Annotated in this window: 21 protein-coding genes; 15 read left to right on the top strand and 6 right to left on the bottom strand. The window is 40.1% G+C overall.

The window, feature by feature from the left end; all coding sequences use genetic code 11:
- Positions 1–66 precede the first annotated feature (66 nt).
- Positions 67–864: an ABC transporter ATP-binding protein gene (locus IGJ45_RS09020; protein WP_438768671.1), complete on the bottom strand. Its 798-nt coding sequence runs from the start codon at positions 862–864 to the stop codon at positions 67–69.
- A 128-nt stretch (positions 865–992) separates the two neighbouring features.
- Between IGJ45_RS09020 and IGJ45_RS09015 the strand changes: the two genes are divergently transcribed.
- From IGJ45_RS09015 to IGJ45_RS08960, 12 genes are all read left to right on the top strand, one after another.
- On the top strand, positions 993–1,325 hold the full coding sequence (locus tag IGJ45_RS09015) for a CsbD family protein (RefSeq protein WP_135172123.1): 333 nt from the start codon (positions 993–995) through the stop codon (positions 1,323–1,325).
- 307 nt (positions 1,326–1,632) lie between these two features.
- Positions 1,633–2,274, top strand: coding sequence for a FusB/FusC family EF-G-binding protein (locus tag IGJ45_RS09010; RefSeq protein WP_113849644.1), 642 nt, complete (start codon positions 1,633–1,635; stop codon positions 2,272–2,274).
- A 200-nt stretch (positions 2,275–2,474) separates the two neighbouring features.
- Positions 2,475–2,975, top strand: a complete 501-nt coding sequence (nrdR, locus tag IGJ45_RS09005) for a transcriptional regulator NrdR (RefSeq protein WP_003126495.1) — start codon at positions 2,475–2,477, stop codon at positions 2,973–2,975.
- A gap of 14 nt (positions 2,976–2,989) precedes the next feature.
- Complete coding sequence (locus tag IGJ45_RS09000) at positions 2,990–4,351, top strand: replication initiation and membrane attachment family protein (protein ID WP_409531785.1); 1,362 nt, start codon at positions 2,990–2,992, stop codon at positions 4,349–4,351.
- Entirely contained in the window at positions 4,351–5,283 is a 933-nt protein-coding gene (gene dnaI, locus IGJ45_RS08995) for a primosomal protein DnaI (RefSeq protein ID WP_003126498.1), read from the top strand. Before IGJ45_RS09000 ends, dnaI begins: the two co-directional genes overlap by 1 nt.
- 18 nt (positions 5,284–5,301) lie before the next feature.
- Positions 5,302–5,736 carry a hypothetical protein gene (locus tag IGJ45_RS08990; protein WP_003126500.1) on the top strand — a complete coding sequence of 145 codons (435 nt, stop codon included), beginning with the start codon at positions 5,302–5,304 and terminating at the stop codon, positions 5,734–5,736.
- A gap of 374 nt (positions 5,737–6,110) precedes the next feature.
- A complete protein-coding gene (locus tag IGJ45_RS08985; protein ID WP_103300798.1) occupies positions 6,111–6,806 on the top strand; it encodes a tRNA (adenine(22)-N(1))-methyltransferase in 696 nt (231 codons plus the stop codon).
- Entirely contained in the window at positions 6,806–7,921 is a 1,116-nt protein-coding gene (locus IGJ45_RS08980; protein WP_409535903.1) for a Nif3-like dinuclear metal center hexameric protein, read from the top strand. The genes IGJ45_RS08985 and IGJ45_RS08980 overlap by 1 nt, the downstream gene beginning before the upstream one ends.
- Before the next feature lie 12 nt (positions 7,922–7,933).
- A complete protein-coding gene (gene pepT / locus IGJ45_RS08975; RefSeq protein WP_156247469.1) occupies positions 7,934–9,163 on the top strand; it encodes a peptidase T in 1,230 nt (409 codons plus the stop codon).
- 131 nt (positions 9,164–9,294) lie between these two features.
- Positions 9,295–10,203 carry a diacylglycerol/lipid kinase family protein gene (locus IGJ45_RS08970; protein ID WP_103300801.1) on the top strand — a complete coding sequence of 303 codons (909 nt, stop codon included), beginning with the start codon at positions 9,295–9,297 and terminating at the stop codon, positions 10,201–10,203.
- A gap of 20 nt (positions 10,204–10,223) precedes the next feature.
- A complete protein-coding gene (locus IGJ45_RS08965) occupies positions 10,224–10,496 on the top strand; it encodes a DUF1294 domain-containing protein (protein WP_005471409.1) in 273 nt (90 codons plus the stop codon).
- Positions 10,497–10,506: 10 nt separating this feature from the next.
- Positions 10,507–11,544, top strand: a complete 1,038-nt coding sequence (locus tag IGJ45_RS08960) for a lysylphosphatidylglycerol synthase transmembrane domain-containing protein (RefSeq protein WP_219645045.1) — start codon at positions 10,507–10,509, stop codon at positions 11,542–11,544.
- Between the two features lie 116 nt (positions 11,545–11,660).
- Here IGJ45_RS08960 and IGJ45_RS08955 read toward each other — a convergent pair whose 3' ends face one another.
- Positions 11,661–13,184 (bottom strand): ABC-F family ATP-binding cassette domain-containing protein, encoded by a 1,524-nt coding sequence (locus tag IGJ45_RS08955; RefSeq protein WP_005471413.1) that lies wholly within the window; start codon positions 13,182–13,184, stop codon positions 11,661–11,663.
- A gap of 407 nt (positions 13,185–13,591) precedes the next feature.
- Between IGJ45_RS08955 and clpB the strand changes: the two genes are divergently transcribed.
- On the top strand, positions 13,592–16,195 hold the full coding sequence (gene clpB / locus IGJ45_RS08950; RefSeq protein WP_113849646.1) for an ATP-dependent chaperone ClpB: 2,604 nt from the start codon (positions 13,592–13,594) through the stop codon (positions 16,193–16,195).
- Positions 16,196–16,555: 360 nt separating this feature from the next.
- Positions 16,556–17,125: a signal peptidase I gene (lepB, locus tag IGJ45_RS08945; protein WP_103300804.1), complete on the top strand. Its 570-nt coding sequence runs from the start codon at positions 16,556–16,558 to the stop codon at positions 17,123–17,125.
- A 66-nt stretch (positions 17,126–17,191) separates the two neighbouring features.
- On the opposite strand, the gene IGJ45_RS08940 is transcribed toward lepB, so the two are convergent.
- From IGJ45_RS08940 to IGJ45_RS08925, 4 genes are all read right to left on the bottom strand, one after another.
- The gene (locus tag IGJ45_RS08940; RefSeq protein WP_003126511.1) at positions 17,192–17,377 is read right to left on the bottom strand and encodes a hypothetical protein; all 186 of its coding nucleotides are present in this window, start codon (positions 17,375–17,377) and stop codon (positions 17,192–17,194) included.
- 303 nt (positions 17,378–17,680) lie between these two features.
- Positions 17,681–18,349, bottom strand: a complete 669-nt coding sequence (locus tag IGJ45_RS08935; protein ID WP_409531761.1) for a hypothetical protein — start codon at positions 18,347–18,349, stop codon at positions 17,681–17,683.
- Positions 18,350–18,835 (bottom strand): nucleoside 2-deoxyribosyltransferase, encoded by a 486-nt coding sequence (locus IGJ45_RS08930; protein WP_113849648.1) that lies wholly within the window; start codon positions 18,833–18,835, stop codon positions 18,350–18,352.
- A gap of 29 nt (positions 18,836–18,864) precedes the next feature.
- Positions 18,865–20,079 carry a GNAT family N-acetyltransferase gene (locus tag IGJ45_RS08925; RefSeq protein WP_103300807.1) on the bottom strand — a complete coding sequence of 405 codons (1,215 nt, stop codon included), beginning with the start codon at positions 20,077–20,079 and terminating at the stop codon, positions 18,865–18,867.
- Positions 20,080–20,224: 145 nt separating this feature from the next.
- Here IGJ45_RS08925 and lepA point away from each other — a divergent pair, with 145 nt between their 5' ends.
- Positions 20,225–22,060 (top strand): translation elongation factor 4, encoded by a 1,836-nt coding sequence (gene lepA, locus IGJ45_RS08920; protein WP_003126516.1) that lies wholly within the window; start codon positions 20,225–20,227, stop codon positions 22,058–22,060.
- The last annotated feature ends 339 nt before the right edge of the window (positions 22,061–22,399 follow it).

The following is a 22,399-nucleotide window of genomic DNA, read 5'->3' as shown; positions in this document are numbered from 1 at the left end:
CTGGAAACTGAAGTTAGAAAGGATATCTGGAAAGAGGCTTTGGTTGTCGCTGTCTCTTTTTTTGTTTCATTTTTTGTTTAGTGAGTTGCTTTTTGGTAAAACTGCCAGGCGATCGGAAGTGACTTCATGGAAAAAAACAGGTTTCCCATAAAAAGCAGATAACGTTTTTTCGTTAAAAATTTGCTGGCGCTTGCCAGAAGCGTGGATTTTACCATTTTTCAGCATCATGATATGGTCAAAAATCGGTAAAATCTCTTCTGTATGGTGGGTCACATAAATCAACGTAGGTGATTCCTTGTGCGCCATCTCGCCAATTCGACTTAGCAATTCTTCTCGAGCAAAAAGATCCAATCCATTACAAGGTTCATCTAAAATCAACAATTCGGGATTTGCCATCAAAGCGCGGCTGATTAAGACTAATTGACGTTCCCCTTGAGATAACTGATGAAATGGCTGGCCAATCAGTTGACTGCCGCCAGTTGAACAAAGAATGGCAATAGCTTGGTTCAAGTCTTTCATTTGGTAGTCTTGATAAATACCGATACTAGCATATTTTCCCGATAGAACGACCATTTCTGAGAGCTCCTGAGCAGGAATCTTATCTTGCAAGGTCGCACTTATCCAACCAATTCTGCGCTGAAGGTCTGGCACAGATGTTTTTCCGTAGACTTGACCTAGAACTTGCCGTTTGCCAGAAGTCGGCCAGATCATCCCAATGATCAGTTGTAATAAAAGTGTTTTGCCAGCACCATTTAATCCTAAAAGTGCCCAATGCTGATTTTTAGCAATTTGCCAGTTGATGTCTTGCAACAAAACAGTTTGCTTGCGAACCAACTGGATGTCTTCAAAATTTAAGATGTCCATAAACTGCTCCTTGTCAAAGAATATTCTGAAAATTTGATTCAGTATACCATATCTTTAAATGAAGCGCATACGTATCTTTTGTCAATCGAAGAAATTCTTGCTATGCTAATAAAAAAGGAGGAATCATCATGGGATCATTGAAAGACGAAAAAGATGTAATTGTTGGTTCTGCAAAAGAAAAAATTGGTGAATGGATCAATAATGAAAAAATGGAACAAGAAGGAAAAGAACAGGCAAATGAAGCAAAAGCCAAAAAAGATCACCGTCAACAACAGGTAGACGAAATTGAGGATCGGCATGATGAATTAGATGCTCAACCAGGTGATAAAACATCAGAAACACTTGGTCGGGACCGATTGCTAAACGAAAATGAAGACACAGATGCTGCAAAGATCTCTTCAACCGAACGACGGGATGCTGATCATTTGAAACATTATACAGGAATCGAAGAAAAACTCTAGACAGGATCTGGAGTTTTTTTTATGATAAACCATATTCGTCAATCAATATAAATAGATAAAAAAGAAGGAAATCCTGTTTTAAAAGGTATCAATAATTCCACTTTGACAAGAAAAGGATGCTGTCTGCGGACAATGATTGACAACCCCTGAAGGAAAAACTATAATAGCCAATGACTTTCCATAAAAAAAAGGGAAGTCCAGGAGGTGGTCAACAAATGCTGAATTCTGCATTGTCCTTGACTGTGGTCAGAGGAATTTATCAGTAATATCTTTTGTTTTTTCATTAAAGAGAGGATCGATATCTATTATGACCACCATTGAACCCTATCAATTTCATTTCATCAAACATCAAGTCCAACAATTAGTTCGGACTTATCAGTCTGTTAATGATCGCCATACGATTCGCACAGTTGAAATGTTAACTGAAGAAGCCATTCAACCATTTTTTTCTGAGGAGGACAAAGAAGCACAGTCTCTGATTCGTCAATTTTTTGATTCATCTTTGACGATGTCAAAGAGCTTGACCATTCTTGAAGCACTAAAAAAGAATGTCCGACCTTTTCAAGTGCCTTCAGTCAAACAAACAGAGAAACTGTTTCGTAAAGTAAAAAAATTAAAAGTACCTGATTTTTCCCAAACAGACCTTCGTGATTATACGTATTTGGCTTGGGATGACATCGGCAGTCAAAGTAAATTTATGATCGTAAATACTCAAAAAGGCTACCAAGGAATCTATGGTCATTTATCTACAGAAGTAAAAAAAGGAATCTGTCCTTTATGTCAGCATGAGTCTACTGTCTCCATGTTTTTATCGTTGACAAAAAGTGGTGGCGATGGAACATACACCAAACGAGGAAATTACATTTGTCGCGACAGTGAGCAATGCAACCAGCAAATGGAACAACGGGAAACTCTGGATGAGTTTGTGTCACTGTTACAAATGAGATAAGGAGGAGAACGACAGAATTGATTCTGTCGTTTTTCTTTTGTGGCTAAAAAAACAACCGTCACATTATTTAAATTTGTAATATTTCTTTCGCTTGAAAGACTTTACCTATTAGATAAAAGAATTTCATGTTATAATTAAGCATATAAATCATCGCTGTCTCGCCATCATTCGAGACACGGAAGAGAGAACGGGGTGGAACTATGCAATGTCCAAAATGTCATCATAACAATTCTCGAGTGATTGATAGCCGCCAAGCCGACGATGGTCGCGTGATTCGCCGCCGCCGCGAATGTGAAAACTGTGGTTATCGATTTACCACATTTGAACGAATTGAAGAAGCACCATTATTAGTTATTAAGAAAAATGGCGCTCGTGAAGAATTTAATCGTGAAAAGATATTAAGAGGGTTGATACGCTCTGCTGAAAAAAGACCCGTTACAATGGAACAAATGGAAAAAATTGTTGATCATGTGGAGAATCGTGTGCGAGCACTAGGTGAAAATGAAGTTTCGACAACGATGATTGGCGAATATGTCATGGAAGATCTAGTCGACTTAGATGAGATTGCTTACATTCGGTTTGCTAGTGTCTACCGCCAATTCAAAGATATGTCAGTCTTCTTAAAAGAATTGCAGGACATCGTTGAAAAGGCAAAAGAACCAAGTGATCCGCAAGAAACAGCAGACAATCAAGAGGAATAGGAGGTCCCTGAATGGTGGGCAACATATTACCAAATCAATTGTATCGTGTCTTCAAAAGTCGTCCACTAACAACTGAAGGGAAGGATGCGCTGATTCATCTTTATCAGCCAATCATCGAAAGTGATGCCTTAGCACTCTATCTGACACTGACTGCGGATCAGCAGGATCCGCAAGAAAGTGAGTTTATTCATCTAGATATTTTGAATGCGATGAATGTAGGGTTACAGCGTTTTATTCAAGCACGAAATAAGTTAGAAGGAATCGGCTTACTCAAAACGTTTGAAAAAGAAGATGACGAGTTAGGAATCACATTTTTGTATCACCTGCAAGAGCCAGTTCATGCGAGCGATTTCTTTCAAGATGAACTCTATAGTTTCTTATTGCTTAACCATGTTGGCGAGCGAAAGTTTCGACAACTTGTTTCGTTGTTCCAACCAGCAAAATGGCAAGCAGAAGGCTATCAAGAAGTTACGGCTTCTTTTATGGATGCTTATCGCTTGGATACGCAGCAATTTGCAGCCAATGAAGAGGAATTACAGGAAGTCAATGGCAAATTCCAGGACACTCAAAGCAGACTGGTGTTAGATGAACAACAACTAGATTGGGATTTTCTTCTTTATGAAGCACAACGCCGCTACATCCGTGCAGACAATTTCGATAAAGATTTTCGGCAAAAACTACTCCTATACCATTCATTATACGGCTATGATGTGATGGAGCTGTTGGATCTGATGACAGATTCGGTTTCTTTAACTACTGGGAAAATCGATCAGAAGGCATTAGAACAATTGATTTTACAAAAAGCACGGACGCATTTTACCAAAACTGTAAATAAAGTGGATCCCACTTCAGATGAAGAGATCCGACGATTTAATACATTAAAACAAAATGGGTATAGTGATAACGATCTAGCATTGATCCGCGAAAGTGAGAATAATGCGCCGATGGCATTCTTGAAAGCAATCAAAGCTGAAAAAAAGAGCTTTGTCACAGACTCCGAACAATGGCTGCTAAAAAGCTTAGTGGAACGCTCGCCATTATCCAATAGTGTGATCAATGTTCTTATTCATTATGTGTTAGTGGTACAGAACAATGCGGCTTTGCCAGCAAGTTATGTCAATAACATTGCGGCACAATGGTCTGAATTGCAAGTAAAAACCGCGGAAGAAGCGATCAAGCATGTACGGGACTTAGTTAAAGAAGCAAAAGAAAAACGCACACGGCCGCAAAGCCCGTCTAAAAAGATCATTCGTGAAGAAAAACTGCCAAGCTGGGCCGAAAAACCAGTTGAAGAAACGACATTATCCCCAGAACGTCAGGCAGAGATCGACAAAAAACTGCAAGCCTACTTGCAAAAGAAAGCAGGTGACAATTAATGGAAGATGTTGGGAAGAATCTATCAAAAATTTTAGACAAACGAAACTATCGCGATCGTTTCTCAGAAATGATGGGGGACGTATTGAAAGATCCGGATGTCAAAGAATTCATTTCAGAACATCGGGAGGAACTGACAGATGCAGATATCCAAAAAAGTTATGCGAAACTCTATGAATTTGTTCAAGAAAAACGAAAGTTTCGTTTGAATGACCCTACGATGATCGCACCTGGATATGAGCCACGACTAGCGTTGAACTTTCATTTTATCGATGTCACTTATGTGCCCACGCAAGAGCTTTTAGCGCATCAACGACAAGAAGAGATCCGTAGTCGCATCAAAGCAATGGATATGCCGAAAGATATTCAAGAGGCCAATTTTGCTCAGTATGAAAGTACTCCCGGCCGGGGCGAAGCTTTGATGGCTGCAGTCGAGTTTATTGAAAACCTAAAAAACGATCCAAGGGCTTTTCACAAAGGATTATATCTGGTGGGAAGTTTTGGGATCGGCAAAACTTATTTACTAGGGGCAATTGCCCGGGACCTTGCGGAAGCAGGTTATACGACGACCCTTGTTCACTTCCCGACATTTGCTGTCGAAATGAAACAAGCAATCGGCAAAGACTTGGTTGGCGACAAACTCAATGCAGTTAAAAAAGCCCCCATCCTAATGATGGATGATATTGGTGCAGATGCCATGAGCAGCTGGATCCGTGATGAAGTCTTTGGTGTCATTCTGCAATATCGGATGCAAGAACAACTGCCAACGTTCTTTTCCTCTAACTTTTCCATGCAAGAGTTAGAGAAGCATCTATCCGTTACTCAACGTGGAGAATCAGAGCCATTGAAAGCCAAGCGGATCATGGAACGAATTCGTTACTTGACAAAAGAGATCCAAATGACTGGCAAAAATCGCCGGAATTCGGAAATATAGAAGAGAGGAGAACTTCTTATGAAGAAATTGACGATTTTAGGTTTGGCTTTGACAACCTTATTATTAGCTTCCTGCGGTTCGCCGTCAGATAATGATTCGATGAGTGAAACAACTAAAAACGATGAAAGCACGACAAATAGCACTGTCGAAAGCGAGGCAACGACTATTTTTACAGGAGTTCTTCAAGAAAATGCAACAGCTGGCGACAACGAAACGATACAGATTTTTCTAAATGATATCGAAGCAGTCGACGATCAAGAAACGATTGTTCCTAACTTTCAAACAGACGGCGTGATCCTACACGCACCGCAAGAATCATTTGAAGGTCAAGTTTCTGAGTTGACCAAAGGAACAACGGTCCAAGTCACATTGTCAGGCTTGCCAGTAATGACTATGTCAATCCCACCTCAAGTTCCAGGAAATTCAATCAAAACAGTTGAAATTGTGCAATAACCCCACGCGTTGTCCCAACGGACAACGCGTTTTGCTGCGAATCACTGCGATTGGCTTGCGAAGCAAGACAGAGCAGATGATGAGCAGTACTAGGTGACCGAAGGGAGCGCAGTAACCTTCGTATGAATCACTGCGATTGGCTTGCGAAGCAAGACAGAGCAGATGATGAGCAGTACTAGGCGGCCGAAGGGAGCGCAGTAACCTTCATATGATATGGATCACAACGATTGGTTTGAAAAGCAAGATATGCAAGTTTTCTTTACGAAAAGTGCAAAAGTAACTCTAGGCGAAGTAAAGCCGTAAATAAAAGGAGTAAAAACTCTCCCTTTAAAATGCATTAAAGAATGATATACTATTTCTGAAGGAGTGACGTTATGAACGAACAATCATTATCCCTGCGATTGACTCGTGTTGGCGAACAGATTCCGGATCAAGCCCGCTTGGCAGATATTGGATCAGATCATGCCTATTTACCCGTGGCATTGATGCTACAAAATAAAATTCAGTATGCAGTAGCAGGTGAAGTTGTAAAAGGACCATTCGAATCTGCTTCACGGCAAGTCGAAAAAAATGGCTTGAGCGACAAAATCACTGTTCGCTTAGCAGATGGGTTAGCTGCAATCCAACCTGATGATCAGATTGATACGGTGGTTATTGCTGGTATGGGTGGCACTTTGATTCGAACAATTTTAGAAAATGGAAAATCTCAGCAGAAAATTACTGGGAAGGAGCGCCTTGTCTTGCAACCCAATGTGGGGGAGCGGACTTTGCGAGAATGGCTTCAGGAGAATAATTACATGATTTTACACGAAGAACTGATTGAAGAAAACCATAAAAACTACGAAATCATCGTAGCTGAAGAAGGCAGTAAAATCTATACACCACAAGAATTATTTTTTGGCCCGTGTTTATTGAAAGAAAAAAATCTCGTTTTTTATAAAAAATGGGCCCATGAATTGCAGCAGCGAGAAATCGTTTTGCAAGAACTAGAGAAAGCGGCAATTCCTCCTCAAGATAAAATAAGTGAGTTAAACGAACAGATTGATTGGATCAAGGAGGTGCTGGAATAATGTTAGCTAGAACGTTTATTGAACGTTTCGAAAGATATTGTCCGCAATGGTTAGCAGAAGATGGTGATCCAGTGGGATTGCATATCGGAACGTTGGACAATGAGATCCAACGGGTAATGATGACACTAGATGTTCGTCCAGAAGTCGTTGCAGAAGCAATTGAAAAACAAGTAGACTTCATTGTTGCCAAACATCCACCGATTTTTCGTTCCATACGTCGTTTGAGAGCCGATGATCCGCAACAAAAAATGTATATGGATTTGATCAAACATAATATTTCAGTCTATGCTGCGCATACGAATATGGATATTATTCATGATGGGCTGAATGACTGGTTTTGTGAAATGCTTGGAATAGAAGAAACCACGTATCTCGTTCCCACCCATACAATCAAAATGAAAAAATTGGCTGTTTTTGTTCCAATTGAGCAAGGCGCATCAATGAGGAAAGCTTTAGGAAAAGCTGGAGCTGGACAGCAAGGAAATTATCAAAACACCAGCTACTCACTGATTGGTACCGGCCGTTTTACTCCTCAAGAGGATGCGCATCCTGCGATTGGTGAAATTGGGGAAGAAGAGTCGGTACAAGAAGCAAAAATCGAAGTGATTTTCCCAGAAACCATCACCGAAAAGGTGTTGCAAGCGATGGTTGAGGCGCATCCCTATGAAGAACCCGCCTATGACCTTTATTCCTTGGATAACTTGTCTCAGCATTATGGGATCGGGCGAGTAGGTCAATTAAAAGCACCTGTTTTGTTGGAAGATTTCATCGATGAAATCAAAAGTGTTTTTCAGTTAGAGGGGTTGCGTTTGATCGAACCAAAAGCAAAGCGGCAAAACGTTCAACGGATTGCTATATGCGGCGGCAGTGGCGAACAGTTTTATCAAGAAGCCGTGAAGGCCAAAGCAGATGTGTATATTACTGGAGACATCAGTTATCACACCGCTCATGATATACAAGCAAACGGCTTGACGGCAATCGATCCAGGTCATAACATTGAACGGGAATGTATCCCTCGTTTTATCAAAAAATTCAATGAATGGAAAGCGGAAGAAGGTTGGCAGGTAGACTTTATTCCTTCAGAGACTTCCACAAATCCATTCCAATATAAATAGGAGTGATCAATTATGTACGAAAATTTATTACCGCGTTTTTTAAGATATGTAAAGACGGAAACTCGTTCTGATGCGACAAGCCAAACAACACCCTCCACACAAACGCAAGTGGCGTTTGCCAAGACATTGCAAAAAGAAATGGAAGAATTAGGACTTCATGATGTCCATTATAATGAGGAAAATGGTTTTGTGATTGGTACGTTACCAAGTAATGTTTCCGAACCAGTTCGTTCCATTGGTTTTATCGCACATATGGATACGGCGGATTTTAACGCGGTGAATGTGGATCCCCAAATTATTGAAAACTATGACGGTGAGTCAACGATCAAATTGGATAAAGAGGGCAAATTTACACTGAATGTCAAAGACTTTCCTAATTTGAAAAATTATCGTGGAGAAACATTGATTACGACAGATGGCAGCACGCTTTTAGGAGCCGATGACAAAGCAGGTATCGCAGAGATTTTGACGGCGATGGAAATTTTGCTTAACCATCCTGAAATCAAACACGGAGAAATCAAAATCGCCTTTGGACCAGATGAAGAAATTGGGGTGGGGGCTGATAAATTTGATGTGGCTGATTTCAATGTTGATTTTGCTTATACCATGGATGGCGGTCCAGTGGGTGAGTTGCAATATGAAACTTTCAATGCTGCACAAGCTGAACTGACGATCCAAGGGAAAAATGTGCACCCAGGAACCGCAAAAGATACGATGATCAATGCTTTGCAATTGGCGATTGATTTTCATAATCAATTGCCAACAGATCAAGTGCCGGAAAAAACCGATGGTGCCGAAGGATTTTTCCATCTGATGGCGTTGAATGGAACCGTCGAAGAAGCAAAAATGGCGTATATCATTCGTGATCATGATCGTGAAACGTTTGAAAATCGTAAAAAACAATTGCTTACAATCCAAGAAAAAATGAATGCCCAATTTGACGAAGCAAGAATCCAAATGGATTTATATGATCAATATTACAACATGAAAGAAATCATTGAAAAAGACATGAGTATTATTGAGTTAGCTAAGTCTGCAATGGAAGATCTGGGTATCGAGCCAGTGATCGAACCAGTTCGAGGCGGAACAGATGGATCGAAGATCTCTTATTTAGGGATTCCGACACCAAATATTTTTGCCGGTGGTGAAAATATGCATGGACGCTATGAATTTGTTTCCTTGGAATCAATGAAAAAAGCAACTGATGTAATCGTGAAGATTGCCGAAAAAAACGCACAGTAGAACTTTATTTTGTTTCGTTTTCAAGTGGAAAAATATCGCTTGATAATGAAAAATGAGTTGAATAATGGGCTGAGACTTGATGCAGAAGTCTGCACCATTCGCAGCCCTATTTTATTTAGGAAGTGAAAAATATGAAGATCATGGTTTTATATAATGATACGGCTGGTAAAAGCGATGCCAAGGATACTGCAGAGTCTTTTAAGAATTATCTAGAAGAACATGATCCTAAAAGTGAAGCAGTCTTGCAACCTTCCAATCCTGATATTGAGCCGGAAACAATCCAAAAAAATGCGAAAGAACATCAAATCGATACGATTGCAATCATTGGTGGAGACGGTACAATCCATCATGCGCTGCAAACATTTGTGGATCAGTTAGATAAGCTGACAGTGGCAATTATTCCAGGCGGAACGGTCAATAACTTTGCCCGTATGTTAGGGATTCCTCTCAAACCTGAAGAAGCATTTGAAACGATATTGAATGGGACTGATCGACAAATTGATTATGGATTGGTCAATGACTCCATGATGATCTCGACGATGACCATCGGATTGCTGGCCGATACGGCAGCGGCTACTTCGCAAGAAGAAAAACAACAGTTCGGACCACTCGCTTTTACCAAGCGGTTTTTCCATTATTTATTCAAAAAGAAACAATACAAATTAGAAATTATTGCAGACGGAAAACGCTGGCGTGGCAAGAGTCAATTGTTAACAGTAGTCATGTCCAATTCAGCTGGCGGATTTACCAATTTCGACGAGTTGGCACGACCAGATGACGGGCTGTTTCACATGATTTTATTGCCAAAACTCAATCTATTGGAATTCATTATTTATTTGCCCCGGATCATACGTGGTCGTATTGCGAAAGTGCCAGGTGTCGAGTACTTTACTGCAAATGAAATTGAGATTCGTGCTCAGGAAAAAACTGTTTATACACGAACTGATGGCGATCCGACAGATAATCTGCCTGTTAAAATGAAGGTGATGAAACAGGCCCTTCGTGTCCGTGTTCAAGAAGAAGACTTGGATGCTAAATAATATCAACCAGAGGAGAAATGATGACAGAATTTATACAAAATCCATTGTGGTTTTATTTACTTATAGCGAATCTTTATCTTTTTGGCTTGATGGGGTATGATAAATACCAAGCCGTAAGAAAAAAATGGCGTGTCCCTGAATGGAATCTGTTGTTTATGGGATTGATTGGCGGCGGAATCGGTGGATTGATCGCGCAACGCGTTTTTCACCATAAAACACGCAAACGTAAATTTTATATTTTTTTTGCTTTCGGTGTGATTGTAGATCTTCTATTGTTTATTAAGTTTGCCTAAGGAGTTAAAAATGAAAGCAAAAGTGAAATTTGCCTTAAACCTGCTATTAATGGTCGTGATCTTAGGTGCGATGTACTATTTTATTCGCAGCTCTATGACTGATATTTTGGCGGAATTAAGACAAACCAGTCTGTCGATCGTTACAGCAGTGATGGCGTTAGGAACAATTTACTTATTTATTGAAGGACGTTCCGTCAAAGAGATCGCTGTAGGATTTCAACCGGAGTTTACAACGAAAGACGGCTTATTTACCGTTTGTTACTCTGGATTCTATCGAATTATTACTTTTGGTGCTGGGACGTTGATATCAGAAGTCAATTTTTATCGTAAAAATGGATTGAAATTGTCACAAGGTGTAGGTGTGACTACGTTGCATATGGTCATGTATAAATTGGCGGTCTTGACTTATGCTATCGCAGGGCTAGTGATTCAATTTTCTTTATTCTTTGAGAAAGCCCCAAATATGATTTGGGTGATATTAGCTGGTATGGTCGTTACTTTTCTGATTATTGCCTTTTTACTTGCACTTTCTGTAAGTGTCAACGTTCAAGTCGCTTTTGTGGTAATCAGCGACAAACTTTTCAAAAGTAAGAGCATGCGCAAAATCATCGATACTTGCAATACGCAGATTTACTCGTTACGGGAGACAGTCTATTCGATTCTCCGTGATCGTACGGCTTTTTTACGGATCTATTTCTGGAATGTCGTTAAATTGGCTGCTTGGTATGTGATTCCTTATGTAGTATTGGCACCTAAACATCCAGAAATCGACTTCTTACTGACGCTTTCTTTTGTCAGCTTTGCAGTGATCCTATCGGGTGTTATTCCTACGCCGGCTGGAATCGGTTCGTTTGAATTTGTTTATATGTTACTTTTCGGACCAATGGTAGGGACTGTTGATGCAGCGTCATCGATGTTGCTTTATCGATTTGCTACTTTTATTTGGCCATTCGTGATCGGTTTCGTCTATGTCATTTTGGAAAAACGCAAAACCATGAGTGCTGAGTTGGAAGAGTTGAAGAACGAAAAAGCGTCAGCAAAGGAATGAAACTTTTTCTTTCTCCTATTAAATCTAAATCAAAAAAAATCTCGAAGGCATGCCTCAAAAACTTCAGCTAGTTCGCTGAAATTTCGGCACTTCTTCGAGATTTTTTAGTGTCGTACTTATTCACTTAATTCAATAATTCGATCTGCAAAGTCTTCGTAGAAATCGGCTTCGTGGGAAACCACTAAGACAGTTCCTTGAAAATCAGCCAGTGCTGCATTCAGATTATCTTTGGTTGCTTGGTCAATATGATTAGTAGGCTCATCCAATAGAAGAAAATTGCTTTTGATCATCATCATTTCAGCAAGTTTGACTTTTGTTTGTTCGCCACCACTCAATGATTTTAGCGCTTCTTGTGCCAGCTGACTCGGCAATCCTGCACGGGATAATTGGCGGCGTAGTTCTTTGATTGTAGCTTTAGGAAATTTATCGCTCATATAGTGCAAAGGATTTTGTAATGGTTGTTCCCAAGTTAAGTCTTGCGAGAAATAATTGAATTTTGTGTGTTGGGGAAATGAAACCGATCCATTGATAGCCGGTATCTGACCTAAGAGTGTCTTGATCAACGTTGATTTCCCAATTCCATTAAACCCGCGAATAGCGATTTTTTCACCGTAGCGTATCGTCAAATCGATCGGTGACAAAAGCGGTTTGTCATAGCCAATTTCTAAGTGTGTTGTTTCCAACGCCAATGTTGTGACGATAGGGGCATAAGGAAAAGCAATATGCGGTGTCGGCGCATCTGTTGGTGGCGTTAATCGTTCGATTTTCGCTAATTGTTTTTCTCGGCTTTTAGCCATCGTAGAACGAGAACCCGCTTTATATTTTCGAATATAGGCTTCTGTTTTCTTGATATGTGCCTGTTGGGCTTCATATTGTTTCAAATAACTTTCATTTTGCAACGCTTTGAGCTTCAGTGATTTTTCGAGATTGCCGGTATATTTCGTTAATTTGCCAAATTCGATATCGATGATATGCGTCGTGATCTGGTTGAGAAACTGTTGGTCATGAGAAACCACCAAATAGGTGCCATTGAAATCCTGGAGAAATTGAACCAGCCACTTGATGTGCTCATCATCTAAGTGATTGGTTGGTTCATCCAAGATCAGCATATCGGGTTTTTCCAATAACATTTTTGCTAAGATTAATTTTGATCGCTGCCCACCACTTAAATTGACCAGTGGGGTCTCCATACCAAGAATGGCAATGCCCAGACCTTCCGCTAAGTCAGCAATCAGTGTGTCCATTTGATAGAAGGAACCTTGATCCAATTGATTTTGTAATTCACCGGCTTTTTCAAGTAACTCATCATCCAATGTTTCAGCATATTCACCATATAGTGAAGCAATTTTTGCCTCTTTTTCAAAATCAGCAGCAAAGGCTGAGCGTAAGAAATCGCGAATGGTTTGGGTTTCGTCCACATTGACATATTGATCCAAATAGCCCATTTTCAGATTTTTTGGGAAAGTGACCTGGCCTTCATCAGGAAGAATCTCCCCGGTAATGATCTTGATCAAGGTACTTTTTCCGGCACCATTTCGTCCAATCAGTCCGACTTTCTCGCCACGATTGATTTGAACGCTGACTTCTTCATACAAGATTTTGTCGCCGAATTGTTGCGATAGATTTGATAGTGTTAACATAATTTTCCTCCATATAAAAAAGCCATAGACAGTCATTGTCTACAGCTTACAATCTTTTTAGTATCCATCAAAAACCAGGGCATGAGAAAGAAACCTCACTCCGAGTCTTTGATGAAGCAGATGCGCTAGGCGCTTGTAGGCTCTTAACAATGCTTCATCGTGTTCTTGTTAAGAGCAGATTTTCTGATAAATTTAAAGATAAATTTAAAATAGTAGCGTGACATCTGCTTTTCCTCCGTTGAAATGGTTCATTAAGCATACCATCTTAGCTTTCCTTATGTCAACTTTTGCTGATAGTTTGCTAAAAAAGAAAGTCAAAAAGTGCTTGCATATCTTTTGACCATTACTGACCAAAGTGGTATACTACAATGTAGGAGAAATCCTAGAAATGACGGGGAGGTAGAACAATGAACCCAGAAAAAATGACAACAACTTTACAAAGTGCCATTGCAGAAGCACAACAAGTAGCGGTAACACGCCATCATCAGGAGATCGATATCGCTCATTTATGGAAAATTTTATTGCAAGCCAATCAATTTGGCCGCAATTTTTATACGGACGCTGGTCTTGATGTCGATGCTTTCGAGAAGGAAGTTGACCGACTATTGGATGAAATCCCATCTGTTGAAGGTGGCAATGTTCAATACGGACAAAGCATGAGTCAAAACTTATTTCGTTTGCTTTCTGAAGCAGACCAACTAAAAAAAGAGTTCAATGATGAGTATTTATCGACTGAAGTCGTTTTACTCGCATTAATGAAACTAAAAAACCATCCATTGACCAATTACTTAAAAGGTCAAGGAATCAATGAAAAAGAATTAAAAGCAACCATTGAATCTTTGAGAGGGGGAGAACGTGTGACATCTCAAAACCAAGAAGAACAATACAAAGCCTTAGAAAAATATGGTGTGGACCTCGTTCAACAAGTCCGCAGTGGAAAAATGGATCCGATCATTGGCCGGGATGAAGAGATCCGCGATGTGATTCGTATTCTTTCAAGAAAAACCAAAAATAATCCTGTTTTGATTGGAGAGCCTGGTGTCGGTAAAACAGCGATCGTTGAAGGACTGGCGCAACGAATCGTTAGAAAAGATGTACCGGAAAACTTAAAAGACAAAACGATTTTCTCTTTAGACATGGGCGCATTGATCGCTGGAGCAAAATTCCGTGGTGAATTTGAAGAACGGTTGAAGGCGGTCTTGAAAGAAGTCAAGAAATCTGAAGGACGGATCATCTTATTTATTGATGAGATCCACAATATCGTGGGTGCCGGCAAAACGGAAGGCAGCATGGATGCTGGTAATTTACTAAAACCAATGCTGGCTCGTGGCGAACTTCATACGATCGGTGCAACAACATTGGACGAATACCGTCAATATATGGAAAAAGATAAAGCTTTGGAACGTCGTTTCCAAAAAGTTTTAGTCAAGGAACCAACGGTTGAAGATACCATCTCGATCTTGCGGGGACTAAAAGAACGCTTTGAGATCCATCACGGGGTCAACATTCATGACAATGCACTAGTTGCTGCAGCGACATTATCCGATCGTTATATCACAGATCGCTTTTTACCGGATAAAGCAATCGATCTGATTGATGAAGCGAGTGCAACGATCCGCGTAGAAATGAATTCAATGCCAACTGAACTCGATCAAGTCACGCGACGTTTAATGCAGCTGGAAATTGAAGAAGCCGCATTGAAAAAAGAAACGGATGATGCTTCTAAAAAACGGTTGGCAAACCTGCAAGAAGAATTAGCTGATTTGCGGGAAGAAGCCAATACCATGAAGATGCAATGGGAAACTGAGAAAGATGAAGTCAATGCGGTTTCCAATAAACGGGCAGAAATCGACAAAGCTAAACATGAATTAGAAGATGCTGAAAATAATTATGATTTAGAGCGCGCTGCTGTTTTACGCCATGGAACGATTCCGCAATTAGAAAAAGAACTTGCCGAATTGGAAGCAAAAAACCAAGCGGAAGGCGTTCGAATGGTGCAAGAATCTGTGACTGAAAACGAAATTGCACTAGTTGTTGGTCGCCTAACAGGCATTCCGGTTGCGAAATTGGTAGAAGGCGAACGGGAAAAACTACTGAAATTGAATGAAACACTCCATCAACGCGTGATTGGCCAAGACGAGGCAGTCGATGCAGTAAGTGATGCGGTGATCCGTTCCCGTGCAGGTCTCCAAGATCCGAATCGACCATTAGGTTCTTTCCTATTCTTAGGGCCAACAGGAGTCGGTAAGACCGAGTTAGCCAAAGCGTTAGCCGTCAATCTGTTTGATTCAGAAGATCATATGGTGCGGATTGACATGAGTGAGTACATGGAGAAACATTCTGTGTCACGTTTAGTCGGAGCACCTCCAGGTTATGTTGGTTTTGAAGAAGGTGGCCAACTGACAGAAGCTGTTCGCCGTAACCCTTATACGATCGTCTTATTGGATGAGATCGAAAAAGCCCATCCAGATGTTTTCAATATTTTATTGCAAGTATTGGATGACGGCCGATTGACGGATTCAAAAGGTCGAGTGGTAGATTTCAAGAACACGGTCTTGATCATGACGAGCAATATTGGCTCGCAAATACTATTAGATGGTGTGACTGGGGAAGGAACGATTCCAGAATCGGTGGCTGAAAATGTTCGTTCGCTATTACGCGGTCATTTTAAACCAGAGTTCTTGAACCGTATCGATGATACAATTTTGTTCACGCCACTAAGCCTAGCCAATGTTACAGGTATCGTGGATAAAATTATTGCTCAATTGTCTCAACGATTGGAAAATCAAGACATTCAGTTATCCATTACAGAAGAAGCCAAAAAATGGATCGCAGAGCATTCGTACGAACCCGCTTATGGCGCAAGACCATTGCGACGTTTCATTACACGGGAGGTAGAAACACCTCTGGCTAAAGAAATCGTTGCAGGACGTGTTCTGCCGAAAACAAAAGTGACGATAGAAGTGTTGAATGACCAGCTTGTTTTTGAAAATACACCGATAAGTGAATAAGAGATTTCTTAGTCATCTAACTTAAATGAGAGAAATAACCCTTGAATTACCTGAATGATAGACGGAATGATACTGTGGGAAAGACCTGAAAAAAGTCTTCTGCCTATTCCGCTATTTTTCAGGTTTTTTCTTTTGAATAAAAAAATCATCATGTTATTATGCTACGTCAATGTGGTTTAAGAACTTCCTTTTTATTAAACAAAGATTGGTAAATTTCTCGTAAAAAAAACCTTTCGTAAAAAGATTTTACTTGCCGAAAAGGCAAATTAAACGTAAGATTGAGAAGTAAACGCAAAACGCAGGTCTATTTTCTAATGAAGGATCTACTGAGAAAATAGTTGAAGGAGCAAATAAAATAAGATGCAGAAATTTTTAAAAGAGAATTGGTTTATTCTCGCTTTTATTGTGGTGATTATTGTTGTTCGATTGTTTATTTTAACGCCTGTCAAAGTCAGCGGGCATTCAATGGATCCGACTTTGGCTGATGGACAACGCTTGATTGCTTCCAAGATTTCAAGTTATCAGCGGCAAGACGTGATTATTTGCGTAGAACCGGACGATACCAGTAAAATTGCGGTGAAACGCCTAATTGGCTTGCCTGGAGATAAAATCGAGATGAAAAATGACGTCCTGACAATCAATGGCAAAGAGTATCACGAAGAGTACTTAGAAGATTTTAAGAAGCAATTTGCGGATGATCAGTTGCAAAAGGAATATAGCTACCGGGAATTATTCCAGCAAATCGCGGCCAGTGCAACCCAATTCACTGAAGATTTCTCTATTACCGTCCCTAAGGGAAAATATTTTGTTATGGGAGACAATCGTCTGATTTCAAGAGATAGCCGTTCTTTCGGTGTGGTGGATGCCGATCAAATGCAAGGAAAAGTTATCTTGCGTTACTGGCCATTAAGTGAAATTTCATTATTTTAAAAGCACAGTAAAAAAGCATTCTTGCACAGGAGCGAGTCTTCACTCGAAACATGCAAGAATGCTTTTTTAAACGACCCAAGCTACTAGCGCAATCACGGAAAAGAACATTGTCCAAACGGCAATCGCCGCAGAAGCAATGAAAATGATTTTAATAGGCAGGGGTTGGACGAATTTTCGTGCATCTTTAGAAAAGGCATAGGTAATAGATGAAAAGATCATGCAGCACAAAAGAAAAAATACCGTCAAAATCATGGCGATCTCCTTACTGACTTCCAGGTCGACTTATTGTTAAATATTATAACAGACCTTTTGAGAATCGTGAAATCAAATACACTGCATTTCAGGCAATTCTTTTTGCAATTATTGGTATAAAGAGGACTCGTCCAATAACATAAATTATTAAATAACGTTTATTCCTTTATTAATGAAAGCGGGTTCAATGAATTTGGGAGATTTTTGCCAAAAAAAGATCATTGTCAAAATTAGTTTTTGCGAAATCATTCGGATAAAAAAACTGTCTGAACTAATTTTATTAGTTCAGACAGTTGATAAAAATTACTGTTTAATTTTTTTGATACGATAGCTTTCAAAATAATCAGGCTTGCCTCGCCCTTGGAAGTAAGCAATCAATCCCATCAATACAGCTCCGATCGTGTTCGTCAAAAGATCACCCATCGTATCCATCAATGCCTCGCGGCCAATGAATGGGGTGCCTTCTAGCGTCGCATAGCGCTGCAGATTCATTCCACCAAGCGAATCGCAGATAAACTCCCAGAACTCCCAAAAAACACCACACAGGCCTGCAAAAGCAAATCCCATCAGAAGAAAAAGCCATGGAGAAACTTCTCGTACTGGAACATCTTTTAGGAACATACAGATCAGCCCATAACCAACTGCTGTCAGAACCATCGGACTAACTGTGTGCAGTACTTTATCCCAGAAGGAAATAATTTCAATCAGATGCAAAATCGTTCCCATAAAGACCGAGATCAACAGAAAGAACCAATAAAAGTAAATAGTCGCATTGGGAAGTTGAATACGGAACAGCTTTTTACTGAATTCAGGTACATAGATCAACAAAATACCTAGTAATGCTTGAACTAGAAAAATCAGTGCTTGCTGTTTAGGATAGACACCTTGAAAGAATTCCCAAACAGAAAATGCGAAAACAAGGAAGCCAAATAGTGTAAATAGTTTTAATAAACGTTTATAATTCTCACCCATTTATTGTTCCTCCCCGAGATAGGCAGCCAAGCCTTCTAGTAAAGCAGTTTCTGAAGAATAGATCTCTCCATTCAGTTTGATCAAACCGACTGTATAGAGATTCAAATAATGAAATTGATTTTCGGCTACAGTTTTCAGTGCAGTAATCTTTTGCTGATTATCTGCTCCTTGTTGGCGACTGTCTGTATATAGCCCTAAGACAGGGATTTCTTTGGCAAAAGCCACGCCGATTTCTGAAGCTACGCCTGGATCGATCGTTAGACCATCTAATAATGCAATCATTAGGTCACTTTCCAATACTTTTTCTGTATCAGCTTGAGCTATCATTTTACTATCAGCATAAGCAGACTTATCATTAATGGATGCATTTTCTTGTGGCAAATAGATATCTGCTTGAGGATAGGTGCTTCGGATTTGATTGACTAGATCGGCATTATAAAGCAGATCACTTTTAGCAAAGAGGGGGGCTGCAAAGTAAATATTCATTTTCATTCTCCTTCATTTTATCAACATGATTAAAAATAGTCGCCAAAATAAGCTTCCATATCAGGAATAATAGTCTCCAATAACTGTAACGTATCCGAATCGGTATGGAGACGCTCGATTCGAGCCAAATACGCAGGTCTTCGATAATTCATCAGTACGCAAGTTAACGTTTGGATATCTAATTGGACCGCTTTTCCGATCGGATCATTCGAAACGATGACTTCACCTTTAGCATAGTTCAATCCAAAAATACCATTATTCCATTCAGCAACAGGATCGGAGACAACGAAATGAAAAGGCTGATCGAATGCTTTAAAGGGGAATTTTTTCAAAAACTCTGTTACGTCAACGATGCGTGCCATATAGTAAGGTTCGATCGTTTCTTTGATTTGGCTGTCTTCCAACAAGAAAGCCAAAGGTTCATTTTTATAAATATCGCCTTTGACCCAGTAGACCATAGAGAAATGAGCCGAGATAAAGTTCCATAATCCATTGCGGGCTTCTTGATTCAAGTAAAACATTTCTTTTACGTGAAAGACTTCTTCGGCGACCCAATAAAAAAGCACACCAGTGGGGTGACCACTTTTATTATAATAGACAGCTGCTGTTCGGCTTTCTTCGTTTTCGTAGCGCCAGTATTCTTCCCAGTGAAAAGCGGTCCGCTGTAATGCGCCATGATTTTCTCTTGAAAATTGATTATAGACAGTAAAAACGTCAGGATCATCTACCTCTTTTCGTTCAACGATCCCTGGAACTTCCACCGTTTTTGGTAACTGGGTATCACGTATTTTGAAGGTTAATTTATCTGACATCATCTCCCAGCCCTTACGACGATAATAAGGAACATTATAAGGATAGAGATAAGAGATCCATTGCTTGTCTGCTCGCATCGTTTCAAGAGCGAGTTTGATCAAGTCTTTCATCAGTCCATGTCCCGCATATTCAGGGTAAGTTCCGACACCGGTCACGCCGCCCATTTTGTAAAGAGTTCCATGAATGTTCACTTCACAGGGATAGACAGCAATTTGTGAAACAAGCTGATCACCGTTGAACCACCCGAACACTTTAGATAATTCCAAGATTGGTCGTTTTGATTTGATCATTTCACGCTTGCTTTCATAACCGCTTTCCTCGATATCCGACTCAGTGATTTGAAAAACATAGCTTAGAAGCTCATTGAACTGATCGACATCTTTTTCTTCTACTGGTCGAATATGCAAATCTTGATGAAAATTATTGTCCATTCTTTCAACTCCAATTTATTTACTAGCTATAGTATAGCAAAACCTGAACAAATTTGTTTAGATATCGGTCAAGAAAAATACTTTAATTATCAGCATTTCGTTGGTATAATAGAAAAGCTGACTAAAAGAAATGAGGAACGTATCCATGAATATAGAAGAAATGAAAAAACGACAGGAAAAGATTCGTAACTTTTCCATTATCGCTCATATTGACCACGGAAAGTCTACGCTAGCCGATCGGATTTTGGAACAAACTCATACGGTAACGTCCAGAGAAATGCAAAATCAATTATTAGACTCCATGGACTTAGAACGGGAACGGGGAATCACCATTAAATTGAATGCGGTTGAGTTGAATTATACCGCAAAAGATGGTGAAACCTATATTTTCCATTTGATCGACACACCAGGACACGTGGATTTCACTTATGAAGTATCGCGGAGTTTGGCTGCGTGTGAAGGTGCTGTATTGGTTGTGGATGCAGCTCAAGGGATTGAAGCTCAAACATTAGCCAATGTTTATTTGGCTCTGGACAACGACTTAGAGATCTTACCAGTCATCAATAAAATCGATCTGCCAGCAGCAGACCCAGAACGAGTACGTACAGAAATCGAAGACGTTATCGGTATCGATGCAAGTGAAGCGGTTTTAGCTAGTGCCAAAGCCGGAATTGGCATCGAAGATATCTTAGAACAAATTGTCGAATATGTACCGGCACCAGCTGGAGATATTGAAGCGCCATTGAAAGCATTGATCTTTGATTCTGTCTACGATTCTTATCGAGGGGTTGTTCTGAACGTCCGTATCATGGATGGGATGGTCAAACCTGGGGATAAAATTCAAATGATGAGTAATGGAAAAACCTTTGATGTCACCGAAGTTGGGGTGTTTTCACCTAAAGCGATCCAACGGGATGCATTGATGGTGGGAGATGTTGGTTATATCACAGCAGCTATCAAAACAGTGAAAGATACACAAGTAGGGGATACTGTGACACTAGCAAATAATCCAGCCCAAGAAGCTTTGGAAGGGTATCGTCAAATGAATCCAATGGTGTATTGTGGACTCTATCCAATCGATACTTCTCGTTACAATGATCTGCGGGAAGCATTAGAGAAGCTGCAATTGAATGATGCGGCACTCCAATTCGAGCCTGAAACTTCTCAAGCGCTAGGCTTTGGTTTCCGTTGCGGTTTCCTAGGTCTCTTGCATATGGATGTTGTTCAAGAGCGTTTAGAACGTGAGTTCAATTTGGAATTGATCACGACAGCGCCTTCTGTTATCTATCATGTCAACAAGACAGACGGAACAACCGTGACAGTCGATAATCCAGCAGATTTCCCTGAACCAGGTACTATTGAAAATGTCGAAGAACCTTTTGTCAAAGCACAAATCATGGTACCAAATGACTATGTAGGTGCAGTTATGGAACTCTCACAGCGTAAACGGGGAGATTTTGTCACCATGGACTACCTAGATGATTATCGGGTCAATGTCGTCTATGAAATTCCATTATCTGAAATCGTCTTTGATTTCTTTGACAAACTGAAATCCAGCACAAAAGGTTACGCATCACTGGATTATGAAATGTCCGGTTACCGTACCAGCAAGTTAGTTAAAATGGACATCTTGTTGAACGCTGAGAAAGTCGATGCATTAAGCTTTATTGTTCACCGAGATTTTGCCTATGAACGCGGAAAAGCCATCGTAGAAAAATTGAAAAAACTCATCCCGCGTCAACAATTCGAAGTACCGATACAAGCAGCGATCGGCCAAAAAATCGTGGCTCGCTCCGATATCAAGGCTCTTCGCAAAAATGTTTTAGCGAAATGTTATGGTGGGGATGTTTCTCGTAAACGGAAACTCCTAGAGAAACAAAAAGAAGGTAAGAAACGCATGAAACAAATCGGTTCAGTAGAAGTTCCGCAGGAAGCCTTCATGGCCGTTCTGAAAATGGACGAGGATGAGCCGAAGAAATAGCAAAGGATTTTTGAAAATGAATTAAGTTTTTCATGTCCAAAGATATATTTTGTCTACCATTTGCCTACGATTAGATTAGCTCGTAGGCAAATTTTTTTTTACTTTATTTGCTGACCATTTAATAGAGTTAGGTGTAACTGGTTCACCATTTCCATTGTGCAAACAAATGACGTCAGCAGGAATTCAGAAGCTTGTAAAATAATTAGGGAAGCGAGCAGGAGTAGTAAACGTCCAGCCTTATAGTTTCAGACGTACTGCAGCAACTTTAGCAAGAAGACATGGAATACAGACTGAGACACAAAAGAACATAGAGAACAACTAAACTATTTAATTGGTACA

This window comes from Enterococcus sp. DIV0574, from assembly GCF_051711125.1.
Lineage (GTDB): Bacteria > Bacillota > Bacilli > Lactobacillales > Enterococcaceae > Enterococcus_D > Enterococcus_D gallinarum.
Note: the sequence above shows the minus strand (reverse complement) of the source record. Positions and strands in the feature narration are given on the sequence as shown.